The 25,465-nt window shown below is 68.8% G+C and carries 16 protein-coding genes and 2 pseudogenes; 10 read left to right on the plus strand and 8 right to left on the minus strand.

The window, feature by feature from the left end:
* Positions 1-195: 195 nt before the first annotated feature.
* The 3 genes from ABS361_08040 to ABS361_08050 all read left to right on the plus strand — a co-directional run bounded on the left by ABS361_08040 (position 196) and on the right by ABS361_08050 (position 5,212).
* Positions 196-2,175 (plus strand): hypothetical protein, encoded by a 1,980-nt coding sequence (locus ABS361_08040; protein ID XBY46168.1) that lies wholly within the window; start codon positions 196-198, stop codon positions 2,173-2,175.
* Between the two features lie 166 nt (positions 2,176-2,341).
* Positions 2,342-3,496, plus strand: coding sequence for a hypothetical protein (locus ABS361_08045; GenBank protein XBY46169.1), 1,155 nt, complete (start codon positions 2,342-2,344; stop codon positions 3,494-3,496).
* 519 nt (positions 3,497-4,015) lie between these two features.
* Positions 4,016-5,212, plus strand: a complete 1,197-nt coding sequence (locus ABS361_08050; GenBank protein ID XBY46170.1) for a D-Ala-D-Ala carboxypeptidase family metallohydrolase — start codon at positions 4,016-4,018, stop codon at positions 5,210-5,212.
* A gap of 111 nt (positions 5,213-5,323) precedes the next feature.
* Here ABS361_08050 and aspS read toward each other — a convergent pair whose 3' ends face one another.
* Positions 5,324-7,111 carry an aspartate--tRNA ligase gene (gene aspS, locus ABS361_08055; protein XBY46171.1) on the minus strand — a complete coding sequence of 596 codons (1,788 nt, stop codon included), beginning with the start codon at positions 7,109-7,111 and terminating at the stop codon, positions 5,324-5,326.
* A gap of 276 nt (positions 7,112-7,387) precedes the next feature.
* Between aspS and rnd the strand changes: the two genes are divergently transcribed.
* Both rnd and gltA read left to right on the plus strand, forming a co-directional pair.
* Positions 7,388-8,578: a ribonuclease D gene (gene rnd / locus ABS361_08060; protein ID XBY46849.1), complete on the plus strand. Its 1,191-nt coding sequence runs from the start codon at positions 7,388-7,390 to the stop codon at positions 8,576-8,578.
* Between the two features lie 448 nt (positions 8,579-9,026).
* Positions 9,027-10,319, plus strand: a complete 1,293-nt coding sequence (gltA, locus tag ABS361_08065) for a citrate synthase (GenBank protein XBY46172.1) — start codon at positions 9,027-9,029, stop codon at positions 10,317-10,319.
* Between the two features lie 105 nt (positions 10,320-10,424).
* On the opposite strand, the gene ABS361_08070 is transcribed toward gltA, so the two are convergent.
* Entirely contained in the window at positions 10,425-11,255 is an 831-nt protein-coding gene (locus ABS361_08070) for a DUF502 domain-containing protein (protein XBY46173.1), read from the minus strand.
* Between the two features lie 196 nt (positions 11,256-11,451).
* A complete protein-coding gene (locus tag ABS361_08075; GenBank protein ID XBY46174.1) occupies positions 11,452-12,675 on the minus strand; it encodes an alpha-D-ribose 1-methylphosphonate 5-triphosphate diphosphatase in 1,224 nt (407 codons plus the stop codon).
* A 214-nt stretch (positions 12,676-12,889) separates the two neighbouring features.
* On the opposite strand from ABS361_08075, the gene ABS361_08080 reads away from it, so the two are divergent.
* From ABS361_08080 to ABS361_08090, 3 genes are read left to right on the plus strand one after another with little or no spacing between them, the layout of a single operon-like run.
* Positions 12,890-13,363 carry a MarR family winged helix-turn-helix transcriptional regulator gene (locus ABS361_08080; GenBank protein XBY46175.1) on the plus strand — a complete coding sequence of 158 codons (474 nt, stop codon included), beginning with the start codon at positions 12,890-12,892 and terminating at the stop codon, positions 13,361-13,363.
* A complete protein-coding gene (locus ABS361_08085; protein XBY46176.1) occupies positions 13,360-13,812 on the plus strand; it encodes a hypothetical protein in 453 nt (150 codons plus the stop codon). Before ABS361_08080 ends, ABS361_08085 begins: the two co-directional genes overlap by 4 nt.
* A gap of 47 nt (positions 13,813-13,859) precedes the next feature.
* A complete protein-coding gene (locus ABS361_08090; GenBank protein ID XBY46177.1) occupies positions 13,860-14,393 on the plus strand; it encodes a cytochrome b/b6 domain-containing protein in 534 nt (177 codons plus the stop codon).
* A gap of 114 nt (positions 14,394-14,507) precedes the next feature.
* Here ABS361_08090 and glmS read toward each other — a convergent pair whose 3' ends face one another.
* Together glmS and glmU are read right to left on the minus strand one after the other, a co-directional pair.
* Complete coding sequence (gene glmS, locus ABS361_08095; GenBank protein ID XBY46178.1) at positions 14,508-16,364, minus strand: glutamine--fructose-6-phosphate transaminase (isomerizing); 1,857 nt, start codon at positions 16,362-16,364, stop codon at positions 14,508-14,510.
* A gap of 234 nt (positions 16,365-16,598) precedes the next feature.
* A pseudogene (gene glmU, locus ABS361_08100) lies at positions 16,599-17,959 on the minus strand (bifunctional UDP-N-acetylglucosamine diphosphorylase/glucosamine-1-phosphate N-acetyltransferase GlmU).
* A gap of 311 nt (positions 17,960-18,270) precedes the next feature.
* On the opposite strand from glmU, the gene ABS361_08105 reads away from it, so the two are divergent.
* Positions 18,271-19,692: an SPOR domain-containing protein gene (locus ABS361_08105; protein XBY46179.1), complete on the plus strand. Its 1,422-nt coding sequence runs from the start codon at positions 18,271-18,273 to the stop codon at positions 19,690-19,692.
* 129 nt (positions 19,693-19,821) lie between these two features.
* Here ABS361_08105 and ABS361_08110 read toward each other — a convergent pair whose 3' ends face one another.
* A complete protein-coding gene (locus ABS361_08110) occupies positions 19,822-20,562 on the minus strand; it encodes a cytochrome c biogenesis protein CcdA (GenBank protein XBY46180.1) in 741 nt (246 codons plus the stop codon).
* 406 nt (positions 20,563-20,968) lie between these two features.
* On the opposite strand from ABS361_08110, the gene ABS361_08115 reads away from it, so the two are divergent.
* Positions 20,969-21,352: a hypothetical protein gene (locus tag ABS361_08115; GenBank protein XBY46181.1), complete on the plus strand. Its 384-nt coding sequence runs from the start codon at positions 20,969-20,971 to the stop codon at positions 21,350-21,352.
* A gap of 190 nt (positions 21,353-21,542) precedes the next feature.
* On the opposite strand, the pseudogene mfd reads toward ABS361_08115, so the two are convergent.
* Together mfd and ABS361_08125 are read right to left on the minus strand one after the other, a co-directional pair.
* Positions 21,543-25,030 (minus strand): annotated as a pseudogene (mfd, locus tag ABS361_08120) (transcription-repair coupling factor).
* Positions 25,027-25,326 carry a succinate dehydrogenase assembly factor 2 gene (locus ABS361_08125; protein ID XBY46182.1) on the minus strand — a complete coding sequence of 100 codons (300 nt, stop codon included), beginning with the start codon at positions 25,324-25,326 and terminating at the stop codon, positions 25,027-25,029. Before ABS361_08125 ends, mfd begins: the two are co-directional and overlap by 4 nt.
* Between the last annotated feature and the right edge of the window lie 139 nt (positions 25,327-25,465).

Below are 25,465 nucleotides of genomic sequence, written 5' to 3' on the forward strand. Positions count from 1 at the left end.
ACACACGGTCGAAACAAGAAGCGCTTTGACCTTATGGTCGACGCGGCTTATCCGGCCGGCATCACCGGACATCGAAGAGGATCGGATGGTCCGCTTCGGGCATCGAGACCACTCGCTTCTTGACACGGGTCCGGGCGATCCGTCCGATGCGAGCCGCACGCGCTGAGATTTCAACGACCGGGGCACGAGACGACCATGCTGGCTCGCCAACCACGCAGCACGATCCGCCGAACCACGCTCGCCGCCTGTGTCCTGACGGTCGCGCTCGGCGCGACGGTACCGGTCGCGCTGGCGGCGTCGGAGGCCGAAACGCTGGTCGGTGGCTGGCTGGACCAGATCCGCGCCTCCGGTGCCAAGGTCGAGACGGGCGCGATGGTCTACACGGCCGGCGACGATCGGCTCGAGATCAAGGATCTCAAGATCATCCCGCCTGGCAAGGACGGCAAACCGGACGGCGCGATCAGGGTGCCGTCGGCGGTGTTCGTCGGCCTGTCCGCCGGTCCGAACGGCGGCCTGGCCGCCAAGGCGCTCGCGATCGGCGGCGTCGAGGGCGGCTCGGACGACAAGACCGTGACCTTCTCGCTCGCCGCCATCGAGGGGCGCGACATCGTCCTGCCCGGCTTCGCCGACTATCGCTACGACGAGAAACAGCCGTTCCGCTCAATGTCGGACCTGTTCCGTCGCCTCGCGACCACGCGGATCGGCGGCTTCACCATCGGTCGCTTCGCCGCGCATGTGGTGATCGACGACGGCCCGCTCGACATCACCTATGACGGCGTCGCGGTCGCCGACCTCGCCGAGGGTCGGCTCGCGCGGCTGTCCTCCGGCGCGGCCAGCATCAGCGGCCCGAGCAAGGACGGTCCGGTCGATGTCCGGATCGGCACGATCGAGCTCACCGGCTACGATTTCGGTGCCTACGCGCGCATCTTCGACGACACGGCCTATGTCGGCGGCAAAGGTGACGGCATCTGGAGGACCGTGCAGGGCTCGGTCGCGATGAACGGCATCAGCATCAATGCCGGTCCGGTCAAGGTCGCGCTGGCTCGGATCGCCGGCGCCGACGTGCGCATGCGCCAGTTCGACCGCGCCCCCGGCGCGGTGCTCGACAAGCTCGTTCACGATCCGAAGGCAGTGCCCGAAGCCGAATCCGCGCGGTTCAGCCTGGACATGATGCGGTCGATCTCGATCGGCTCCTACGCGCTCGAAGGCTTCACCATTGCGGCGCCCGACCTCGACAGCGGCGCGATCGGCCGCGTGCTCGTCTCGCAGGTCTCCTCGGAGGGCATTGGCGAGATCTCGATCGACGGGCTCGCCTTCCAGGCCAAGGGCGGCGCGTTCCAGCTCGGCCGGTTCGCGATCGCCAAGGTCGGCTTCCCGGACTACGCCGACGTGCTGCGCGCGCTCGAGGCCTCCAAGAGCCCGGGCGTCGAGATCGATCCGATGTCGCTCGTCCCCACCATCGGCCATTTCGGCATCGACGGGCTGGTGGTCGACGTACCCGACAAGGGGCGGCTGCAGCTCGGTGCCTTCGCGATCGATCTCGGCCGCTTCATCAAGGCGATGCCGACGGTCGCGACGGTCGCGCTGCGCCATCTGATCATCCCGGCCGGCTTTGCCGACACCGCGGAGGAGCGCCAGCTGTTCAAGCGGCTCGGCTACGAGCGGCTCGACATGTCCGGCGACATCGCGATGGCGTGGGACGAGAAGAGCCAGGATCTCAAGATCGAGACCGTCGCGGCCTCGGTCGCCGATGCGGGCGTTGTGACCGCACAGGCGAGCTTTGGCGGCATTCCGCGCGTCGTGTTCGAGCGGCCGGATCAGGCGCAGGTCGCGCTGGCGACGGCGACCGTGAAGAGCTTCTCGGTCACGGCGACGAACGGCTCGCTGATCGACCGCATGCTGCGGATGGTCGCCGAGGACAAGGGCAAGTCGCTCGAGGCCTATCGCGCCGAGCTGATCGGCCGCTTGGTGCAGCAACTCGAGGTCCTGCCGGACGTTGCACAGAGGCGTCGTTTCCAGGAGGCTGTGACGACGTTTCTCAAGGTACCGAAGGCGATCCGCGTCACCGCGAAGATCGCCGCGCCGGTGCCCGCGACGCAACTCGTCGGCATCGGCGTGACCGCGCCGCAGCAGATCCCAGGCCTTCTGAAACTCGACGCCGAAGCCGAACGGTGACGGTGGTCGAGCGGACTGCGATCCCTTTGGGATCACTGGCGACCGGACCGGGACCCCGGCCGGATCGCCCCTCCAGGAACACGCGCCGGATCCTCGCGGCTCCGTGCGGGCAAGACAGGTTTCACGCCGACCGGTGCCCGGTCGGCCCGAACGAAGGACGATTTCGATGACTTCCAGGTTCTTCCGAACGACCCTCGCCTCGGCGTCGCTGCTGACCGTGATCATGGTCGGCAGCGCGCAGGCGCAGTCCGCCCGTGACGCGGTGATCGCCAATATCGAAGCCGCCGCCAAGGCTGGCGGTGTCGCCACCGTCAGCCACGGCGCGGTGACCGGCGACGACGCCAAGTTCACGGTCGCCGACCAGACCTTCGTGATCAAGGACGGCAAGGACGAGACGACGATCACCGTCGCCACGACCACCTACACCAACGCCAAGCCGACCCCGACCGGCGGCTACTCGGCCGACCGCGTCGAATTCGGCGAGATCGGCGTCGAGGCCAAGGACGGCAGCGCCTCGATCGACAAGCTCGTCGTCGAAGGCCTCGTCGGCCCGTCGGCGGACGACATCAAGGCGAAGAAGCCGAACGGCAAGTTCGACCGTCTCGAGATCGCGACGCTCGAAGCCGGCACCGACGACAAGACCGTCACGCTCGACAGCATGGTGGTGACCGCCGCCAGCTACGTGGACGGCATCCCGCACAAGACCCTGATCGACATCAAGGGCCTGGTCGTGCCGCTCGACAAGGACGACAAGGACGTCAAGGACCTGATCGCCCTCGGCTACGAGGAGCTCAACCTCGACGTGTCGATCGGCTCGAACTGGATGGACAAGGACGGCAAGCTCGCCGTCGAGCCGGTCGCGATCTCCGGCAAGGACATCGGCGCGCTGCGTCTGTCGTTCAACCTCGGCGGTGTGACGCCGGAGTTCGTCGCCCAGCTGAAGGCCGCCGAGGGCGACAGCAACAAGCAGGTCGAGCTCCTGCAGAGCCTGCAGGTCCAGGACGTGTCGATCCGCTTCGACAATGCCTCGATCGTCGATCGGCTGCTCGACAAGCAGGCCAAGGACCAGGGCGTCAAGAAGGCCGATCTCGTCAAGCAGCTCTCGACCATGGCGCCGATGCTGCTCGCCCAGCTCAACAACAAGGACTTCGAGAAGAAGGTGGCCGACGCGATCGGCGCGTTCCTCTCGGCGCCGAAGTCGCTGACCGTGACCGCCAAGCCGCCGGCCGCGATCCCGGTCGCCCAGCTCGTCGGCACGGTGCTGGTCGCCCCGCAGACGCTGCCGAACGTGTTGGCCGTCGACGTCGTCGCCAACAAGTGATGCTTCCGGGACCGTCGCCGGTCCCGGTACCCTTTCGAGCACGGCGCACCGGCCCTCCGGCGCGCCGTTTTCGTTTCCGGTCGATGACGGAACGTTGCCGCGCCCCGGACCGGCTCCCGCCTTTGCCTCATCTCCGCCGCGATCTCGACTTACCCGGACGGTCGCCGTTCGTGCGATCCGCTCCTGCCCCGTTCGGCAGCCGGCGCGCGCGAGCACCGGCTCGTGCAAGGCTCGGTAGGTTTGCCTATGGCGCGAGCGCGGCTATTTACGGGGCGGCTACGATATCCTAGTGTCGTGCGCCAAAAGTCGGGGTGGCTCCTCGGATTCCGCCGGGTGCGGATCATGTGTGCGGGCTGCATTTCGACTGCCGGGAGGCGATCGACTTCGGCGCAAGCGCCAGCCGCGGTAACGCGGTCGGACCGGGGCACCAAGCGCCTCGGGATCAGCTGCGCGCCGATGGTTCTTCGGAGGTCTTCGGTCGAGATGCCATGAGGCACCGGCCGGATCGGGAGGCAGCGGATGATCGATTACCGTCGCTTGAGCGCCGCAGTGGCGCTCATCAGCGCAGGTGCCGTCGTCCTCATCACCGTTGGCCCGTGGTCGAGCGCGCCCGCCGACCCGAACAAGGCCTATGCCATGGCCCTGGTCGAGGCCCACAACGGCCGTGAAGCCACGGCGCGCGACACGGCCGAACGTGCCTCCGACGCAGCCATCGCAACGACGGTCGACGTCGCCTCAAAGGCGGACCGGCTCGCCGTCACCTTCGCGCGCGTCTCGGCCATCCCGGTCGCGAACGGCCCGGACGCCGAGCACGCCGCCTTCACCATCACCACCAACATGCCCGACGAACCCGGCACGATCGCGATGCCGCTGTTCGCCTTCGCCTCCTTCGAGCCGACGCAGGATGCCGCCGCCGCGATCTCGCGGCTGGTCGATCCCGACGCCTATCTGCCGGATCGCGGCCAGCGCGCGCGTGCCGTCGAGACGCCGTCGGTGGCAGAGGAAGACGAAGAGGTGGCGATCCCGCTACCGAGCCCGCCGCAGCCGCGGCCGCAATTCGCCGATCACGGCCTGCCGATGCCGCGGCTCAAACCGAGCCTGCCGCCGCCGGGCGGCCCGATCGACCTCGCGCGCCTGCCGCCGCCGCCCTCCCGGCCCGGCGCCATCGGCGGCCCGCCGCCGGGCGTGGCGCTGCCCGACCCGTCGAAGGGTCGGCCGCTCGACGCGCAGCAGGGCAAACAGGGCAACACGATCCTCGCCTATCTCGGCGCGGATCCGACCGCGCCGACGCCGTCGGACCGCGACAAGGTCATCCTCAACACGCCGTTCGGCGTGCCGTTCATTCCCCAGACCGCCAGCGTCGAGACCGCCTGCCTCCGTCCGGAGCTGATCGACATCCTGCGCAAGATGGAGAGCCACTACCACAAGAAGGTGATCATCACCTCCGGCCAGCGCAGCCGCGGCCGGCCCGGCTCGCTGCACCGCCAATGCGCGGCCGCGGACATCGTGGTGCCCGGCGTCGACGCCAAGGCGCTGGCGACCTTCGCCCGCTCGATCCCGAACGTCGGCGGCGTCGGCACCTACTGCCACCCGGAAATGATTCACGTCGACATCGGCACGCCGCGCGACTGGAAATATGGCTGCGGCAGCTACTTCGCCATGCGCGACGGCTCGGCCCATTGGGGCAAGATGCCGGCCGGCATGGGGATGGAGTGAGGGCAGCGGCACCGCATGACGCTGTGGCAGCTCGGCCACTGAACAAAAAAGGCCGGGGCATGCCCCGGCCTTCTCGCATCTCTCAAGCCATTCGCGGCGGGCGATCCGCCCTCACCCCTGCTGCGGCAGGTTCAACCGGATGTGCAGTTCGCGGAGCTGCTTGGTGGTCGCCGCCGAGGGGGCGCCCATGAGGAGGTCCTCGGCGCGCTGGTTCATCGGGAACAGCGTGATCTCGCGCAGGTTCTCCGCGCCGCACAAGAGCATCACGATGCGGTCGATGCCGAAGGCGCAGCCGCCGTGCGGCGGGGCGCCGTACTGGAACGCGCGGTACATGCCGCCGAAGCGCTCCTCGACGTCGGCCTTGGTCAGGCCGGCGATCTCGAAGGCCTTGACCATGATGTCCGGCAACTGGTTGCGGATCGAGCCCGAGGCGATCTCGAAGCCGTTGCAGACGGCGTCGTACTGGTAGGCCTTGATGGTCAGCGGATCCTGCGAGGTCAGCGCCTCCATGCCGCCCTGCGGCATCGAGAACGGGTTGTGCGCGAACTCGACCTTCTTCTCCTCCTCGTCCCACTCATAGAACGGGAAGTCGACGATCCAGCAAAGCTCGTAGCGCTCGGTGTCGACGAGGTTGAGGTCGAAGCCGACGCGATTGCGCGCTTCGCCGGCGAACTTGTAGAACTTCGACGGATCGCCGGCGACGAAGAACACCGCGTCGCCTTCGGCCAAGCCCAGCTGGGTGCGGATCGCCTCGGTGCGCTCCGGGCCGATGTTCTTGGCGAGCGGGCCGGCGCCTTCGAGCGCGCCGTTCTCCGTGCGCCAGAAGATGTAGCCGAGACCCGGCTGGCCGACCGACTGCGCCCAGCCGTTCATGCGGTCGCAGAAGGCGCGGGAACCGCCGGTCTTGGCGGGGATCGCCCACACCTCGACCTTCGGGTCGCTCTCGATCATGCGCGCGAACACCTTGAAGCCCGAGCCGGCGAAATGCTCGGTCACGGCCTGCATCTCGATCGGGTTGCGCAGATCCGGCTTGTCGGAGCCGTACTTGCGGATCGCGACATCGTAGGGGATGCGCGGCCAGTCCTTGGTGACCGGCTTGCCCTCGGCGAACTGTTCAAAAACGCTGGTGATCACCGGCGTCATCGTCTCCCAGACGTCCTCCTGGGTGACGAAGCTCATTTCGAGGTCGAGCTGGTAGAACTCGCCCGGCAGACGGTCGGCGCGCGGATCCTCGTCGCGGAAGCACGGCGCGATCTGGAAATAGCGGTCGAAGCCGGCGACCATCAGCAGCTGCTTGTACTGCTGCGGCGCCTGCGGCAGCGCGAAGAACTTGCCCGGATGGATGCGGCTCGGCACCAGGAAGTCGCGCGCACCCTCGGGGCTCGAAGCGGTCAGGATCGGCGTCGAATACTCGGCGAAGCCGGCCGCGTCCATGCCGCGGCGCATCGCCGAGATGATCTTGGTGCGCTTGACGATGTTCGCGTGCAGCGTCTCGCGGCGCAGGTCGAGGAAGCGGTAGCGCAGGCGCACGTCTTCCGGATAGTCGGGCTCGCCGAACACCGGCAGCGGCAGGTCCTTGGCGGCCGCCAGAACCTCGATCTCGCGGGCGTAGATCTCGATCTCGCCGGTCGAGAGGTTCGGGTTCACGGTCTCCGGCGTGCGCGCCTTGACGTTGCCGTCGAGGCGGATGACCCACTCCGAGCGAACCGCCTCGGCGGTCTTGAACGCCGGGCTGTCCGGATCGACCACGACCTGAGTGATGCCGTAGTGGTCGCGTAGGTCGACGAACAGCACGCCGCCGTGATCGCGCACGCGATGCACCCAGCCCGACAGCCGGACGGTCTCGCCGACGTTCTTCGCCGAGAGCTGACCACAGGTATGGCTACGGTAGCGATGCATGGAGGCATGATCCTCGAGAGGCGCGCGGTCGCGGCAAGGGCGGCGCAGCGCGGAATGCGGGGCGGCCGGGGAAGCGCACCGCGCCCCGGCGAAATCGCGCGGACAAACGCATGCAGGGCGCAGCTTGTCAAGAACGGCGCCGGCTGGGCTCCGGAACGTCGGCGGCCGAGCTCGAGGCGCTGCGAATCCGCAACGCCGCCGGGCAGATTTGCGGCAGAACAGAGGCCCGACCGGCGACAGCGGCCGAGACTCGCGCTATAGACCGCATTCATGCGCATGATCACCAAGACTCAAGACCTCGCCGCCGCCTGTGAACGCCTCGCCGCCCACGATTATGTGGCCGTCGACACCGAATTCCTCCGCGAGACGACCTATTGGCCGAAGCTCTGCGTCGTCCAGCTCGCAGGGCCGGACACGGCCGTGGTGATCGACGCGCTCGCCGAAGGGCTCGACATGGCGCCCCTTCTCGATCTGATGAAGAACGAGAAGGTCCTCAAGGTCTTCCACGCCGGCCGCCAGGACATCGAGATCGTGTTCAACATGGGCGGCTTCGTGCCCCACCCGGTGTTCGACACGCAGGTCGCGGCCATGGTCTGCGGCTTCGGCGATTCGATCTCGTATGATCAGCTCGTCTACCGCATCAACGGACACCACATCGACAAGTCGTCGCGCTTCACCGACTGGAGCCGGCGGCCGCTCAGCGACAAGCAGCTCAACTACGCACTCTCCGACGTCACGCACCTGCGCGACGTCTATCATTATCTCGCACAGAGCCTCGCCGAGCAGGGCCGCGCCGATTGGGTGTCGGAGGAGATGGAGGTGCTGACCTCGATCGATACCTACGACCTCAAGCCGGAGAATGCTTGGGAACGGCTCAAGATGCGGGTGAAGAAACCCATCGAACTCGCTGTTCTCAAAGAGCTTGCCGCTTGGCGAGAGCGCGAGGCGCGGGCCCGCGACGTGCCGCGCTCGCGCGTCATCAAGGACGAGACGATCTACGAGATCGCCGGCGACCAGCCGACCGACGCGGCCGCGCTCGCCAATCTGCGCAGCCTGTCGAAGGGTTTCGAGCGCAGCCGGGCCGGCGAGGAGATCATCGCCTGCGTGAAGCGGGCGCTGGCGCTGCCGAAGTCGGAGCTGCCGCAGGTGCCGAAGGGCCGCGTGGTGCCCGAGGGTGCCGGCGCGGCGGTCGACCTGATGAAGGTGCTCCTGAAGCTGATCTCGGAGCGCCACGGCGTCGCCGCCAAGGTCATCGCGACGGTCGACGAGCTCGAGGCGATCGCCGCCGACGACGAGGCCGACGTCGCGGTGCTCAAGGGCTGGCGGCGCGAGCTGTTCGGCGAGCAGGCGCTCCGGCTGAAGCGCGGCGAGCTGGCGCTGTCCTTCGACGGCCGCAAGGTGATCGCGGTCGAGACCGGCACCTCGCACGAACGCCAGCCGGGCCGGACCAAGCGCGCCGCGGGTTGAGGGCCCCGCCCTCCCCGCCTCGCCGCCCCGTTATGCGAATCCCGACCGCCGGTCGACAGCTTCTGTCCGAGCCCCGCCGGAGGCTGACGTCCCGCGCCCGCTTTGCGCTGCGGTAGGCGGCGCATCACTTTGTCGTGCAATTTTCGGGCTTTGCGCCGTGCGAACGGGCAATTTCCGCCGCCGCGGCCGAACTTCCGCAACGCCTTGGCGCGAGAGCGCTTTTGAATTGATTTTGCACTGCACAGGAAATAGCGTGTCGGGGACGAGCCTTTCGCACTGCACTCAGACCTTGGCAGTGCTTGTTAGGTGGTCCTGGATGGGCTACGCAGCCGGTCCAGGCACCCTCAGCGCGACGACGGGCACCCCGCGGACGTCCCCCGCCCGCATGCCCGCCCGAACCGTACGGGTTCGCCGCCCCACACCCTCCTTCCGAGCTCGGGGGTAGTTCATGAGCGACAAGTCCGCGACGTTGACGATCGGCAATCAGTCCTGGTCCATGCCGATCAAGCCGGGCACGATCGGCCCGGAAGTCATCGACATCTCGAAGCTGTATGCCGGCTCCAAGATGTTCACCTACGACCCGGGATTCACCTCTACCGCCTCGTGCGAGTCGAAGATCACCTATATCGACGGCGACGAAGGCGTTCTGCTCTACCGCGGCTACCCGATCGAGCAACTGGCCGAAAACGGCAACTTCCTCGAGACCTGTTATCTGCTGCTCTACGGCGAGCTGCCGACCGCGGCGCAGTACGAGGATTTCGCCTCGCGTGTGACCCGTCACACCATGGTGCACGAGCAGATGAACCGGTTCTTCTCCGGTTTCCGCCGCGACGCGCATCCGATGGCGGTCATGGTCGGCACGGTCGGCGCGCTGTCGGCCTTCTACCATGACAGCCTGGACATCGCCGATCCGTTCCAGCGGATGGTCGCCTCGATCCGCATGATCGCGAAGATGCCGACCATCGCCGCCATGGCGTACAAGTATTCGGTCGGCCAGCCCTTCGTCTATCCGAAGAACAGCCTCGACTATACCGCCAACTTCCTGCAAATGTGCTTCTCGATCCCGTGCGAGGAGTACAAGGTCGACCCGGTCCTGTCGCGCGCGCTCGACCGGATCTTCATCCTGCACGCCGACCACGAGCAGAACGCGTCGACCTCGACGGTTCGTCTCGCCGGTTCGTCGGGTGCCAACCCGTTCGCCTGCATCGCGGCCGGCATCGCCTGCCTCTGGGGCCCGGCGCACGGCGGCGCCAACGAGGCGGCGCTGGCGATGCTTCAGGAGATCGGCTCGGTCGAGCGGATCCCCGAGTACATCGCCAAGGCCAAGGACAAGAACGATCCGTTCCGTCTGATGGGCTTCGGCCACCGGGTCTACAAGAACTACGACCCGCGCGCCAAGATCATGCAGAAGACCTGCCACGAGGTTCTGACCACCCTCGGCATCAAGGACGATCCGCTGCTCGACGTGGCGATCGAACTCGAGCGGATCGCGCTGCACGACGAGTACTTCATCGAGAAGAAGCTCTATCCGAACATCGATTTCTACTCGGGCATCACGCTGAAGGCGATGGGCTTCCCGACCTCGATGTTCACCGTGCTGTTCGCGCTGGCCCGTACGGTCGGCTGGATCGCGCAGTGGAAGGAGATGATCGAGGACCCGTCGCAGAAGATCGGCCGTCCGCGTCAGCTCTACACCGGCGCCACCCGCCGCGACTATATCGCGGTCGAAGACCGCGTCTGAGCCGCGGCGACACGGATCCCGACCTCAACGGGGCGCCTTCGGGCGCCCCGTTTCGTTTGGCATGGTGTGTCCGCGCGTATTGCTCCGGGAGTTCGGTTCCGCCGCTCAGGACGCTGACCCGTGCTCGGGCGGCGCGCTCGGCGCGGCGACCGCCTCGGACGCTCCCCGCCCCTCCGGCGCGACGATGCCGCCGGAGATGACGAACTTGGCGGCATCTTCAACGGACATGCCGAGAATCGTGACGTCCGCAGCTGGCAGGAACATCAGATAGCCGCCGGTCGGATTGGGTGTGGTCGGGATGAACACCGCCAGCACGTCGTCCTCGGCCGTGGATCCATCGGCCCCCAGCGCACCGGAGGCCGTGCCGACGTCCTCCGGCACATTGTCCGGCTCGGTTGCCTGCGCACTCATGAGCCGCTCCGCCTCGGCGAGCCGCGCCGCGCGGGCCTCGCCGATCCGGCGCGCGATCTCGCCGCGGACCGGGCCGGCGACGAAGACGATCGACCAGATCCCCGGCCGCGGCCATTCGATCAGGCCGACCTGCCGAAAGCTCTGTTCCTTGTTGGCGACGAAGGTCTCGAAAACCTGCTTCAACGTCTTGTAGACCGGTCGCACGAAGGGCATGCGGTCGACGAGCTGTTCGCCGTAGGACAGCATGGTGCGGCCGAGCAGGCTCGCCATCAGCGCACCGAGCATGGTGAAGCCGAGGAGCGCCACGACCAGGCCGAAGCCCGGCAGGGCGAAGGGCAAATAGCTGTCCGGGTTCCAGGCGGCCGGCACCATCGGCTTGACGGTCGCGTCGACCCACTCGAGGAACGACTTCGCCAGATAGACCGTGATCGCCAGCGGACCGGCGACGACCACGCCGGTGATGAAGCTGTTTCTCAGCCGAGCCGTCCAGCTCGTGCCGTGCAGACCGTCGGGACGTTCGGCCATCCGGTTCTCCGCCAAGGCAGGCCTGCGCGCTGGTGGTCCGCCCCGCGTGCGCGGCAGGCGCGCCGTTGGCCGGGCCCTCATCCGGGCCGCCGAACCGGATCTAACCGTGCTGCGCTGCAACGCAAGGGCGGCGCGCCGCCGCTTCTGGCGAGGGGTCGATTGCGCCGGTCGGATCGCGTCGGCCGAGCGGACTTTCTCAGCCGGCCGGGATCGCGCGATAGGCTTCGCGGCCGGCGACGAAGGTGCGCCGGATCGCCGGCGCGCCGGCCTCGGGCCAGTCGACCAGAACGAGGTCGGCGCGCTTGCCCTCGGCGATCACGCCGCGATCGTCGAGCCCGGAGGCGCGGGCGGCATTGCCGGAGACCAGCGGCCAGAGCTGTTCCAACGGCGCGACATCATCGGCCTTCAGCCGCGCCATGGCGAGCAGCATGGCCGGATAGTAATAGTCGGAGGCGAGCACGTCACAGAGGCCGGCGCGGATCATGTCGGCCGCGCCGGGCGAGCCGAGGTGGCTGCCGCCGCGCGCGGCGTTCGGCGCGCCGAACACCAGAATGTCGCCGGCCTCGCGCGCCGCACGCGCGACGGTCAGGTTCATCGGGAACTCGCTGACACGCGCGCCGAGGCCGCGATAATAGTCGCGCGTCTCGGTTCGGCTGTCGTCGTGCGAGAACATCGGCACGCCGCGCGCGCGGCCGGCGCTCGCGACCTTGGCGATCGCCGCGGGCACCTCGGGACGGCGGTCCCAGATGTTGCGGATCAGCCGGACGAAGTCCTGCTTCGTCATGTGCGAACGCTTGGCGCGTTCCTCCATCTTGCCCTCGAAGGCCGGGCTGTCGATGTCGACCACGGGGAAGTTGGGATCCTGATCGAACGGCCGGTCCTGCATCGGCACGGCCGGGTCGAGCAGCGCCATGGACGTGTGATCGTTGAAGGCGATCGAGGGTGCGAGCGGGCCGGCGAGCGCCGCCTCGATCAGCTCGATCGCCTCGAAGCAGAAGGTCTCCCAGCGCAGCTGCACCCGGTTCTCGACCGTCAGGCGGGGCGCGAGGTCACGCAGACCCTCGACGATGGCGCGCCCGTTGGCGACCGAGCGCAGGCCCGGCTCCCAGCTCAGCGTCAGTGCGTGATAGGTGGTGGCGATGCCGTTGGCGGCGAGCTGGCGATCGGTCTCGAGCAGCGCCGGCGCGATCGGCAGGCCGACGCCGGGGCGCGGCATGACCTGGCGCTCGAAGGCGTCGCCATGGACGTCGATTAGCGCCGGCGCGAGCAGGAAGCCGCGACCGTCGATCACGGTCGCCCCGTCGCGGGCGCCGTCAATTGCGGTGATCACGCCATCCTCGAAGCGAACCGATGCGGTCGCGACGCGATCCGCGAAAATCACCCGCGCCCCTTCGATCACCGTCGCCGATTGCTCCGCCATCTGCCGCCCCTTCTCGAATCGCGATGCGCCCGTCCCCAGGGCGCCGAGCGGCGACCTTTGGAGCGCGATCGTGACGTTGCGATGTCGCGGGAGGACGATGGCGGGCATGGCTGGGTGGCCGAGATGCGCGGGGGGGGGACGGGCGGTACGCCCATCGACAAGATGCCCACCTTAAGTGTTGGACAGCATACTGCCAATTTGGCAGTATGCTGTCATGACAAACGACAGCGCCCCTTTCGATCATCCCGCGAACGCGCTCGTGCTGGAGGTTTTCCGCCTCAACGGCGCCCTGATCCGGTTCGGCGACGCGCTGGTCCGGCCCCTGGGTCTGACCAGCGCCCGCTGGCAGGTGCTGGGCTCGATCGCGCATGGCCGAGGCACGTTCTCGGTCGCCCGGCTCGCCGACAACATGGGTCTGGCGCGCCAGTCGGTGCAGCGGGTCGTCGACGAGCTTGCCGACGCCGGGCTGGTCGGCTTCGCGCCGAACCCGGCCCATAAGCGCGCCAAACTGGTCTTGATGACACCGGCCGGCGAAGACGCATTCAACCGGGCCAGCGCGCTCTGGCGGCCAGTCGCCGAGGCGATGCTGGCATCGCTCGAAGCGCGACGGATCGCCGAAACCACCGAGGCTCTCGCCACGCTGCGCGTGCAGATCGAGGAGCGAGACATGGACAGGAGTGAGGAATGATCAAGATGCTGCACCCGGTCGCCGGGATCATCGCCTTTTTCACCATCCTCGCCTTCTGGACGTCCTCGGTCGCCGCCGAGCTCGGCGGCGTCGAAGCCTGGATCGCCGTCGTCAAGCGCGACATCCTCTGGGGATTGCTGCTGCTGATCCCCTGCATGGCCATCACCGGCAGCACGGGTTTCAGGCTGGGCGGCACGTCGCCGAGCCCGGTGGTCGCGAGGAAGCGGTGCCGGATGCCGCTGATCGCTCTCAACGGCCTGATCGTGCTCCTCCCCTGCGCCGTCATCCTGCATCTGCGCGCGAGCGCGGGCCTGTTCGATCTGACGTTCGGCATCGTCCAGGCGGTGGAACTCATCGCCGGCGCGCTCAACCTGACCCTGATCGGCCTCAACATTCGGGACGGCTTCAAGCGGACCGGCCGCTTCCGTCGAAAAGCATCGGCCACCTAACAACCGCCGACCATGGCCCGCTCCGAGAAGACGGAAGGACTTGACCCATGTCGCTGAAGAGCTCACCCGATCGGTACGGGATCGTCGCGGTCACGGTCCATTGGCTCGCCGCCGGTCTGATCGTGGCCCTGTTGTTTTCCGGCTTCCGGGCTGCCGGACTGCACGACGCCGCCGCCAAGGCCATGGTGCTGCGGATCCATTTTATGGCCGCCGTTCTCGTCCTGAGTTTGACGGCGTTCCGGATCGGCTGGTGGCTGTTGTGGGACGACAAACCGTCTCCGCCACCCGGCTCCACGCGACTGCAGGCCTTCCTGGCCGCTGCCGTGCACGGGCTGCTCTATGTCGTGGTGCTCGGCATGATCGCCAGCGGCGTCGGCATGGTCGGCGTCAGCGGCGCCATTGCGATCCTCACCACCGATGTGACCGTCCTACCGGACTTCTGGCGCTATCCCCCGCGCATCCCGCACGGATTGGGCGCCAGTCTCATGCTCGGTCTCCTCGGCCTCCACGTCGCGGCCGCGCTCTATCACCATTTCGTCCGCCGGGACGGAGCGCTCGGACGCATGTGGCTCTCAAGGTGAGAGGCGCCTTTCGGTCAGCGCAGCTCTGCCGGGCCGCCGGAGACCTCGTCCGGCCCATTCAGGATCATGGCGGACACAGGTCGAGACCCGGTCTGCCATTCGTCCCCTTCTCCCTCACTCCACCGTCACCGACTTCGCCAGGTTGCGCGGCTGGTCCACGTCCGTGCCCATCAGCACCGCCGTGTGGTAGGCGAGCAGCTGTACCGGTACGGCGTAGACGATCGGGGCGACCAGGTCGGACATGGTCGGCAGCACGATCGTCTCGGTCGCCTCGAGGCTGATCGCCTCGGCGCCGGCCTCGTCGGTGATCAGGATGATGCGGCCGCCGCGGGCGGCGACTTCCTGCATGTTCGAGACGGTCTTCTCGTAGAGCCGGTCGTGCGGCGCGATCACCACGACCGGCATGGTCTCGTCGATCAGCGCGATCGGGCCGTGCTTCAGCTCGCCTGCGGCATAGCCCTCAGCGTGGATGTAGGAGATCTCCTTGAGCTTAAGCGCGCCCTCGAGCGCGAGCGGGAAGCTGGTGCCGCGGCCGAGATAGAGCACGTCCTTGGCCTTCGAGATGCGCTTGGCCAGCCGCTCGATCGTCAGTTCGAGCCGCAGCGCCTCGGTGACGAGGCGCGGCACGGCGGCGAGTTCGGCGACCAGCGCCTGTTCCTCGGCCTCGTTGATGGCGCCGCGCGCCCGACCGGCGGCGACCGCCAGCGCGGCGAGCACCGAGAGCTGGCAGGTGAAAGCCTTGGTCGAGGCGACGCCGATCTCGGCGCCGGCGAGCGTCGGGAACACGATGTCGGCCTCGCGGCCGATGCTCGAGGCCGGCACGTTGACGACCGCGCCGATGGTCTGGCCGTGCTGCTTGCAGTAGCGCAGCGAGGCGAGCGTATCGGCGGTCTCGCCCGACTGCGAGACGAACAGCGCCAGGCCCTTCTCCGGCAGCGGCGCCTCGCGGTAGCGGAACTCGGAGGCGACGTCGATATCGACGCCGATGCGCGCGATCCGCTCGAACCAGTACTTGGCGACCAGGCCCGCGTAGTAGGCGGTGCCGCAGGCCGAGATGGTGATGCGGTCGAGCGAAGCCCAGTCGACCCCGCCGACACCGACGCTGGCACGGGGGCCGCTCGCCTCGGGCAGGCGCGTGCGGCCGGCGGTCAGGTCGAGGTAGTGGCCGAGCGTATGGCCGATCACCTCGGGCTGCTCGTGGATCTCCTTGGCCATGAAGTGCCGATAGTTGCCGCGATCGACCGTGAAGGCGGCGGCGTTGGAGATCACCATCGGACGCTGGACCGGATTGTCAGCGGCGTCATAGATCGCCGCGCCCGAGCGATGCAGCACGGCGTAGTCGCCGTCTTCGAGATAGGTGACGCGGTCGGTGAAGGGGGCGAGCGCGATCGCATCCGAGCCGAAATACATCTCGCCGTCGCCCCAGCCGATCGCGAGCGGCGGGCCGGAGCGGGCGCCGATCAGGAGATCGCCGTCGGTCGGAAACAGGAACAGCAGCGCGTAGGCGCCGGTCAGCAGCTTCAGCGTCGCGGCGACGGCCTCCTTGGGCGGCAGCCCTTCGTCGAGATAGCGCGTGACCAGATGCGCGACGACCTCGGTGTCGGTCTCCGACTTGAACTCGTGGCCGGCGCCGATCAGGAAGGTCTTCAGCTCGCGGAAGTTCTCGATGATGCCGTTGTGCACGACCGCGACGCGCTCGGTCGCGTGCGGGTGGGCGTTCTTCTCGGTGACGCCGCCGTGGGTCGCCCAGCGGGTGTGGCCGATGCCGATCGCGCCGGCGAGCGGCGATTCGCTAAGCACGGCCTCGAGATTGCGCAGCTTGCCGACCGCGCGGCGGCGCGCGAACGTGCCGTCCGGCTCGATCGTGGCGACGCCGGCGGAATCATAGCCGCGGTATTCGAGACGCTTCAGCGCATCGACGAGTTCGTGGGCGACCGAGCTCTTGCCGAGAATTCCAATGATGCCGCACATGAAGCCGTCTTCCTCTCATCGATCGATCGCCGACGCCCGCCCGGTCTTCAACGACCCGCGTGCCTTCCGCTTGTCACATCCGCCGAGAGACCATGTGGTCCCGGCCGTCCCATTCCGAGCACTGCGGCGAAACACGTAGCCGAGCGCGTGCAAGCCTCGAAATCACATTCCGTGTCGGAGTTTGACAGGCAGGCCGGACGACGCCCGGCCGATGCCCGAACCGGACACGGATTTTCATCCGCGCTTCTTCGCCGCCACCTCGGCCGCCTTGGCGGCGCGGAACGTCGCCGCCCAGCCATCCTTGACCACCTGCCGGCCGCGACCGATCGCCAGCGCATCGGCCGGCACATCGTCGGTGATCACGCTGCCGGAGCCGATATAGGCGCCGTCGCCGATCTTGACGGGGGCGACCAGCGACGAGTTCGAGCCGACGAAGGCGCCGGCGCCGATCTCGGTCAGGTACTTGCCGAAGCCGTCGTAATTGCAGGTGATCGTGCCGGCGCCGATGTTCGACTTGGCGCCGACCACGGCATCGCCGATGTAGGTCAGGTGGTTGACCTTGGCGCCATCGCCGATGCGGCCGTTCTTGATCTCGACGAAGTTGCCGACATGCGCGTCGGCGCCGATGTCGGCCCCCGGGCGCAGACGCGAATAGGGGCCGACGATTGCGCCGCCCGCGACCTTGGCGCCTTCGAGATGGGAAAAGGCGCGGATGCGCGCGCCCGCCTCGATCGCGACGCCGGGGCCGAACACGACGTTCGGCTCGACGATCACGTCGCGACCGATGACCGTGTCATGGGCGAAGAACACGGTCTCCGGCGCGACCAGCGTGACGCCGGCGGCCATGGCACGGGTGCGGGCGCGGGTCTGGAACACCGCCTCGCAGGCGGCGAGCTGGGCGCGATCGTTGACGCCGAGGAACTCCTCGGCCGGGCCTTCGACCGCGACCGCCTGGAGCCCGCGCGCGGTGGCGATCTCGACCGCATCGGTCAGATAGTACTCGCCCTTGGCATTGGCGTTGCCGATCGCGTCGAGGATCGACAGCAGGCCGGCGCCGCGGAAGCCCATGATGCCGGAATTGCAGAAGTCGATCGCCTTCTCGGCGGCGCTGGCGTCCTTTTCCTCGCGGATGGCGACGAGCCGGCCGCCCTCGGTCAGGAGCCGGCCGTAGCCGGTTGGCGTCGGCGTGCGGAAGCCGAGCACCACGACATGGGCGCCGCCGGCAAGCCGATCGCGCACGCCGCGCAGGGTCTCGGGCGTGACTAGCGGCGTGTCGCCATAGAGGACAATGACGTCGTCTACGCCGGCCTCGATGGCGGTGCGCGCCTGGAGCACCGCATGGGCGGTGCCGAGCCGGTCGGTCTGAACGAAGACGCCGGCCGCCGGCGCGGCGGCGCGCACGGTCTTCTCGACGGCGCTCGCGTTCGGACCGATCACGGCGGCGAGGCTGTCCGCGCCCGCGGCCTGCGCCGCCGCGATCACATGCCCGACCATCGGCCGACCGGCGATCTCGTGCAGCACCTTGGGCAGGGCGGACTTCATCCGCGTCCCTCGCCCGCCGCGAGCACGATCATCAGACAGGAACGCTCAGCCATCGGCTCCTCCGCCCTTCGCACCGCAAATGCGCGGCCCGGAGCGCCGGGACCGCCGGCCTGCCGCCGCGGCGGTGCCTCGGCTGCGCGGAAGACCATGCCGAACCGGCGCCGTCAAGCGCAACGGTCGCCCCGGACGGCCGCCCGCCGCGGCCGGCGAGCCCGCCCTTTGGGAAAGCGTGCCTTTTCGGCCGCACCGGGCGAGGACCCGCACCCTTCGCCACGCAAAAGTCTTCGCGCGGGTGCTATCGTGATCCATCATGATTCCCAGACGCATGGCCGGAGCCGGAGCCGTGGCGGATACCCGCAGTGCCTTGAGTGAACTGATCGAAGACGAAGACCGCCGCACGACCGGGCTCGCGCTCGCGGGCTGGGGATTCGTGGCCGTGCTCGCGACCGTCGGCGCGGTCGGCGCTTGGCAGTTCGCGCCCGCCCGCTCGATCGCGGGTGGCGATCTCATCGCGCGCGCCGCGCCACTCGGCGATCCGGCGGAGACCACCGGTTCGATCGCCCGGGCGTCCGGCGATGCGTCGGGGCGTGCAGCGCGGCCCGCGCCGCAGGTTCTCCCGGCCGACGGCCAGGCGGCGTCGATCCAGGATTTCGAGGCACTGCGCGCCGACATTCGCGAGCTGCAGAAGAAGGTGCAGCAGGGCACGACCGCCGGCCTGCCCTCGGGCGCCTTCGAGCAGCTCTCGCGCCGGCTCGCGACGGTCGAGGACCGGCTCGACAAGCTCGAAGCGGGGACGTGGCGACGGCACGGGGCCGCAGGCGCGGCTCGGGACCGGCACGGCCGCGCCGCTCGCCGCCGCCGATCCCGCCACGCGCGCCGCCGCCGATCGTCTCGCCGCGGCGGACCGGATCCTGCAGGCCGAACGCGAGGTCGCCGCGCACGCGCGGCTGCCGCCGCCGAGGAACGGCCGGTTCAGGTCGCGCAGGCGGACCAGCCGCCCGCTCGGCCGCCCTTGTCGGTCTCGGTCGGTCAGGGCAACGCGCAGCCGCCGCAAGGCGCGCGCGGTGTCGACATGACGTCGACCGGCACGGTGGCGAAACCGCCGATGCCGGTGAAGCCGGTGCCGGTGCAAGTGCCGTTGCAGCCGGTCACCTCGGTCGACGACGACATGAAGTCGCTGATGGACAAGGCCAACGGCGGCATCGACAAGCCGATCAGCAACGAGCCGAAGCCGGTCACCTTCGCGATCCCGATGCCGAAGCCGGCCGATCTCGCCGGCCCGAAACCGACCGAAGCCTCCGTCGCAGCCGATGCCGCGGCCAAGGCCTCACCTGCGCCGGCGGCGCGCGCGGACACGCTTCAGACAGCCGTGGCTTCCGCCCAGGCACCCTCCGCCCAAGCACCTTCCGCTCAGGCCCCTTCCGCGCAGGCTGCACCCGTTCAGACGGCGACCGCCCAGGCGCCGGCCGGACAGGCCCTCGCACTCCAGGCCGCAGCACCGGCGGCCGGCGGCGGCGCCGAAGGACCGATCGCCGTCGATCTCGGATCGTACAAGTCGCTCGCCGGCCTGAAACGGACCTGGGTCGATCTGGAGAAGCGTCATGCCGAGGCCACGAACGGCATCGGTGCGCTGGCGCAGATCAAGGAGACCAAGGACGGCACGGAGATCCGCCTCGTCGCCGGCCCCTACGCCAACTCGGCCGATGCGGCCAAGGCCTGTGCGCGGTTCAAGACGGCCGGGTTCTCCTGCTCGGCCGGCACCTTCATCGGCCAGCCGATCCGCTGAGGACACGCGTCCCGGCCCCTTCATCGATGGAGCGTGCGGAGGGCGGCGTACGGCGACGCGCGCATGGTTGCCGTCGCCGCGCCTTGCGCGGGCCGCCAGGCGCGTCCCTGCGTTCGCGGTGCGGGCCGATCAGCCGAGGTTCGAAAAGGCCGGGAAGGTTTCCAAGAGCCAGAAGGCGATGCGCTCGATCTGGCCGGTCAGGAACATGACGCCGGTCACGACCAGGAGCACGCCCATGCCCTTCTCGACCTTGCCGAGATGGCGGCGGAAACGGACCATCACGCTCATGAACGGCTGCGAGAACAGTGCCGCGATCAGGAACGGCACGCCGAGGCCGAGCGAATAGACCGCCAGCATGAGCGCGCCCTGCCCGACCGTGTCGCGGCTGCCGGCCACGGCGAGAATCGCGGCCAGCACCGGGCCGATGCACGGCGTCCAGCCGAAGCCGAAGGCGAGCCCGATCACATAGGCGCCGAGCGGGCCGGCGCTCTGCCGCGCCCCGGCCTGAAAACGCGCCTCGCGATAGAGCAGCGCGATCCGGAACACGCCGAGAAAATGCAGCCCCATCACGATGATCGCCGCGCCGGCGATCCAGCCGAGCACATCGAGATACTGGCGCACGACCTGCCCGAGCACCGAGGCGGTCGCGCCGAGCAGCACGAACACGGTGGAGAAGCCGAGCACGAAGCACAGCGCCGACAGGATCACGCGGATGCGTGCCGCATGCAGGCCGCGCGTCTCGGAGAGTTCGTCCAGGCTGACGCCGGCCATGAAGGCGAGATAGGGCGGCACCAGCGGCAGCACGCAAGGCGACACGAAGGAGATCACGCCCGCGCTGAAGGCGCCGAGGAGGGTCACGCTGTCGTTCATCGTCGGATCTCGTGTCCCTTCGGGTGCTTCTCACCGGTCGCATCGCCCGGCGCGTCCGGGCGAACGGCATCGCGCCTCGCGATCTCCGTGGGGCTCCTATAGGGCATGGCCGCGGATAGCGAAAAGTCACCTTCGCGCGAACGGTGGCACTACGGACCTTTCCGGGGCCGGGTCATGGACCGATATCGGGTGGGAGACGCCGGGCACGCGGCCGCGCTATGAGGTGCCCGCGTTTGCGGAATGCCGTTCCACGGTCATCGCCGCGTCGGAGATGTTCGCACCGGACATGTTCGCACAGGAGACGGCCGCCGCGCCCCTGACTGATGGCGGGTCTGCAAGACGTGGCCAGAGCGGTGCCGATCCCGGCCTCGACCCCGTCCGGCCGAGGAAACTACGAGGAGACGTCATGGGTTCGAACCGTTGGTCGCATCGCTCCGGTCGATCGAGGTCGCTGGCGCTCGCGGTCTGCCTTGCGGCCGCAACGCTGCTCGCGGCCGTCGCCGCGACGCCTGCCGCCGCCGACCCTCCGGTGGCCGGCCGCTGGATCTATTCGATGGAGCGCGGCGGCTGGCGGTTCGAGCCGGCCGAGGGCACGCCGGAGGGCGATGCCTACGGCTCGCGCGTCTACAGCCCGAATCGGGGCGTCGAGTGGCAGGGCGGCCCCGGCCCCGGTCAGCAGTTGGAGCGGTTCGGCACCGCGCCGGCCGTACCGAACCGCGTGGTGCCGACCATCCCGCCGGCGGTGGTTCCAGCCCCGCCGGCGATCAAGATCTGCCCGGGCGGTTGCTGAAGGGCGTCCCGAATGCCGGGGTCGCGGGTACGGCTCAGAACCGCCGCTTGCCGATCGACTGAAGCGACGGATAGCGCCCGCGCCGGGTCTGCGGCGGTGGCGGCGGCGGCGGGGTCGGTTCGAGCTTGAGGTTGCCCTTGGTGCCGGCGTTCGGCGGCGGCACGACCGGGGCGCCCGAATCCGTGGTCTCGGCGATCTTCACGAGCTGGGCGAGGATCACCGCCGCGCCCTTGAGCCGCGCCTCCGGTTGCGGCCAGTCGCGGGTCAGCACGATCTTCTGGTCCGGCCGGATCTTCGCCAGGCTGCCCTGCTCGCCGATGTAGCGGACGAGCCCGGCCGCGTTGGCGAAGTAGTTGTTGCGGAAGGCGATGACGATGCCCTTCGGGCCGGCGTCGATCTTCTCGACATTGGCCCGCCGGCACAGCGCCTTCACGTAGACGATCTTCAGGAGGTGCTCGACCTCCTCCGGCAGCGGGCCGAAGCGGTCGATCAGCTCGGCGCCGAAGCCGTCGATCTCCTCGGGCGTATTGAGATCGGCGAGGCGCTTGTAGAGGCCGAGCCGCAATTGCAGATCGGCGACATAGGTCTCCGGGATCATCACCGGCGTCCCGACCGTGATCGACGGCGACCACTGGTCCTCCGGCATCTCGGTATCGCCCGATTTCAGCGAGGCGACCGCCTCCTCGAGCATCTGCTGATAGAGCTCGTAGCCGACCTCGCGGATGTGGCCGGACTGTTCCTCGCCGAGCAGATTGCCGGCGCCGCGGATGTCGAGGTCGTGGCTTGCGAGCTGGAAGCCGGCACCGAGGCTGTCGAGCGACTGCAAGACCTTGAGCCGGCGCTCGGCACCGGTGGTCATCTTGCGCTCGGCCGGCGTGGTCAACAGCGCATAGGCGCGGAGCTTCGATCGGCCGACGCGGCCGCGCAGCTGATAGAGCTGCGCCAGACCGAACATGTCGGCGCGATGCACGATCAGCGTGTTCGCGGTCGGAATGTCGAGGCCGGACTCGACGATCGTGGTCGACAGGAGCACGTCGTACTTGCCCTCGTAGAAGGCGTTCATGACGTCCTCGAGTTCGGTCGAGGCCATCTGGCCGTGCGCGACCGCGACCTTAACCTCCGGCACGGTCGCCGTCAGGAACTCGCGCATCTCCGCGAGGTCCGACACGCGTGGCACGACGAAGAACGACTGTCCGCCGCGATAGTGCTCGCGCAGCAGCGCCTCGCGGATCGTCAGCGGGTCGAATGGCGCGATGAAGGTGCGGACAGCCAGACGGTCGACCGGCGGCGTCGCGATGATCGACAGTTCGCGCAGGCCCGTCAGCGCCGACTGCAGCGTGCGCGGGATCGGCGTCGCGGTCAGGGTCAGCACGTGGACGTCGGCGCGCAGTTCCTTCAGCCGCTCCTTGTGCTTCACGCCGAAGTGCTGCTCCTCGTCGATGATCAGGAGCCCGAGGTCGCGGAAGTCGACGCCCTTGCCGAGCAGCGCATGGGTGCCGACGACGATGTCGACCTGCCCGTCCTTGAGGCCCTGCTTGGTCTTCGCGAGATCCTGCGCCGAGACGAGCCGCGAGGCCTGTTCGATGCGGAACGGCATGCCGCGGAACCGCTCCTGGAAGGTGCGGAAATGCTGGCGGGCGAGCAGCGTGGTCGGCACGACGACCGCGACCTGCTTGCCGGAGGCCGCGACCGCGAAGGCGGCGCGCAGCGCCACTTCGGTCTTGCCGAAACCGACGTCGCCGCAGACCAGCCGGTCCATCGGCCGGCCGGAGTTGAGGTCCTCGAACACCGACTGGATCGCGTTCAGCTGATCCTCGGTCTCGTCGTAGGGGAAGCGCGCGGCGAACTCGTCGTAGAGCCCTTCCGGCGGGCTGATCGCGGTCGCGGTCTTCAGGAGACGCGCGGCGGCGGTCTTGATCAGCGCGTCCGCGATCTCGCGGATGCGCTTCTTCATCTTGGCCTTGCGCGCCTGCCAGGCGACGCCGCCGAGCTTGTCGAGCTGGGCGTCGGTCTCGTCCGAACCGTAGCGCGACAGGAGCTCGATGTTCTCGACCGGCAGATAGAGCTTGTCGCCGCCGGCGTATTGCAGTTCCAAGCAATCGTGCGGCGCGCCGGCTGCGGTGATGGTCTTCAGGCCGGTGAAGCGGCCGATGCCGTGGTCGACATGGACCACGAGGTCGCCTTCCGAGAGGCCGGCGACCTCGGTCAGGAAGTCCGAACCCTTCGAGCGCTTGCGCTTCTGGCGGATCAGGCGGTCGCCGAGGATGTCCTGCTCGGCGATGACGGCGAGATCGTCGACCTCGAAGCCGGTCTCCAGCCCGACGACGCCGAGGCCGACCACGCCGTGACCGAGCGCGAGGCTTTCGGGATAGGTCTTCACGACCGCGGTGTTCTTCAGGCCGTGGTCGGCGAGCACCTGGGTCAGGCGATCGAGCGCGCCGTCCGACCAGCCGGCGATCAGCACGCGCTTCTTGGCCTCGCGCAGGCTCGCGACATGGGCGAGCACCGCATCGAAGACATTGACGTCGCCCGCCGCCCGCTCGGCCGCGAAGCTGCGGCCGCCGCGGCCGCCGAGGTCGACAATCGTGCCGGGCCCGCGCCGTCCGGCCGCGCGAAGGGCGTGACCTCGGCGGTCTTGAGGTCGGCGAGCCGGCTCGTCCACTCGTCCTTGGTGAGATAGAGCCGCGCCGGCTCGATCGGCTTGTAAGGGACGGCGCCCGCCGAGGGCTGCGCCAGCGCCTCGCGGCGATTGTCGTAGTGATCGGCGATCATGGCGAGGCGTTCGTCGAGCGCCTCGGTCGCGAGCGGATCGGTCATGACGACCGCGCCGTCGCAATAGTCGAACACCGTGTCGAGCCGGTCGTGGAACAGCGGCAGCCAGTGTTCCATGCCGGCATAGCGCCGGCCGTCGGAGATCGCGGCATAGAGTGCGTCGTCGCGCGTCGTCGCGCCGAAGGCGGCGACATAGTTGCGCCGGAAGCGCGAGATGTTCTCGGGCGTGAGCGTCACTTCGCTCATCGGCACCCATTCGAGCTTCTTCAGCGTGCCGGTCGAGCGCTGGCTCTCCGGATCAAAACGGCGGATCGATTCCAGCGTGTCGCCGAAGAAGTCGAGCCGGACCGGCGCCTCGGTGCCCGGCGCATAGAGATCGAGAATGCCGCCGCGCACGGCGTATTCGCCGGTGTCGCGGACGGTGGCGGTGCGCTCGAAACCGTTGTTCTCCAGCCAGCGGGTCAGCTCGGCCATGTCGATGCGGTTGCCGGGGGCCGCCGCAAAAGTCTCGCCCGCGATCAGCGACTTCGCCGGCACGCGCTGGAGGCTGGCGTTGATCGTGGTCAGCACGACGAGCGGCTTCGTCCGCTCGCGCGGCCGCGCCAGGTGCGACAGCGCGGTCATGCGCCGGGCGACGATCACCGGGTTCGGCGAGACGCGGTCATAGGGCTGGCAGTCCCAGGACGGCAGGGACAGGACCGCGATGTCCGGCGCGAAGAAGCCGAGCGCCTGTTCGAGCATCGCCATGCGCGTGCCGTCGCGGGCGACGAACAGCACCGCCGGCTTGCCGTCGCGCGCCCCGAGCGCGCGGGCGAGATCGCCGAGCACGAGCGCCTCGAGCCCGTCCGGCACGCTCGACAGCGTGACGTAGGCGGCGCGGTCGAACAGTCCCTTGAAACTCTTCACGGACGCGTCTGCCCCAGGCCGTCGAGGTGGAAGGTGCGGATCCGCTCGACGAGCGGGGTCGCGTGCGCGGTCGGCATGGTCGCGGGATTGGTCATCCAGCCGAACAGGTCGACGTCGGGCAGGTCGAGCAGGCGCTCGAACGCGTCGAGGTCCGCGTCCGAGAGATCGCCGATATGAGCGTCGGCATAGGGCCCGAGCACGAGGTCCATCTCCTTGGTACCGCGGTGCCAGGCGCGATAGAGCGCCTTCTTGCGACGGGGCTCGAGGCCAGCGGTCGAACGGGTGGTGCCGGTCATGGGACGGTCTCCGGAGACGTCGCGCGTAATAGCCGATCTCCGCCGTGGCTCGGGCGAGCGACGTCGGTTCGCCGACTATCTAGCGCGGTATCGTGCGCATGTCAGGGGGAGTTTTGGTTATGGGCGCCCGCAAGTTCGA

This window comes from Ancalomicrobiaceae bacterium S20, from assembly GCA_040269895.1.
Lineage (GTDB): Bacteria > Pseudomonadota > Alphaproteobacteria > Rhizobiales > Ancalomicrobiaceae > Methyloraptor > Methyloraptor flagellatus.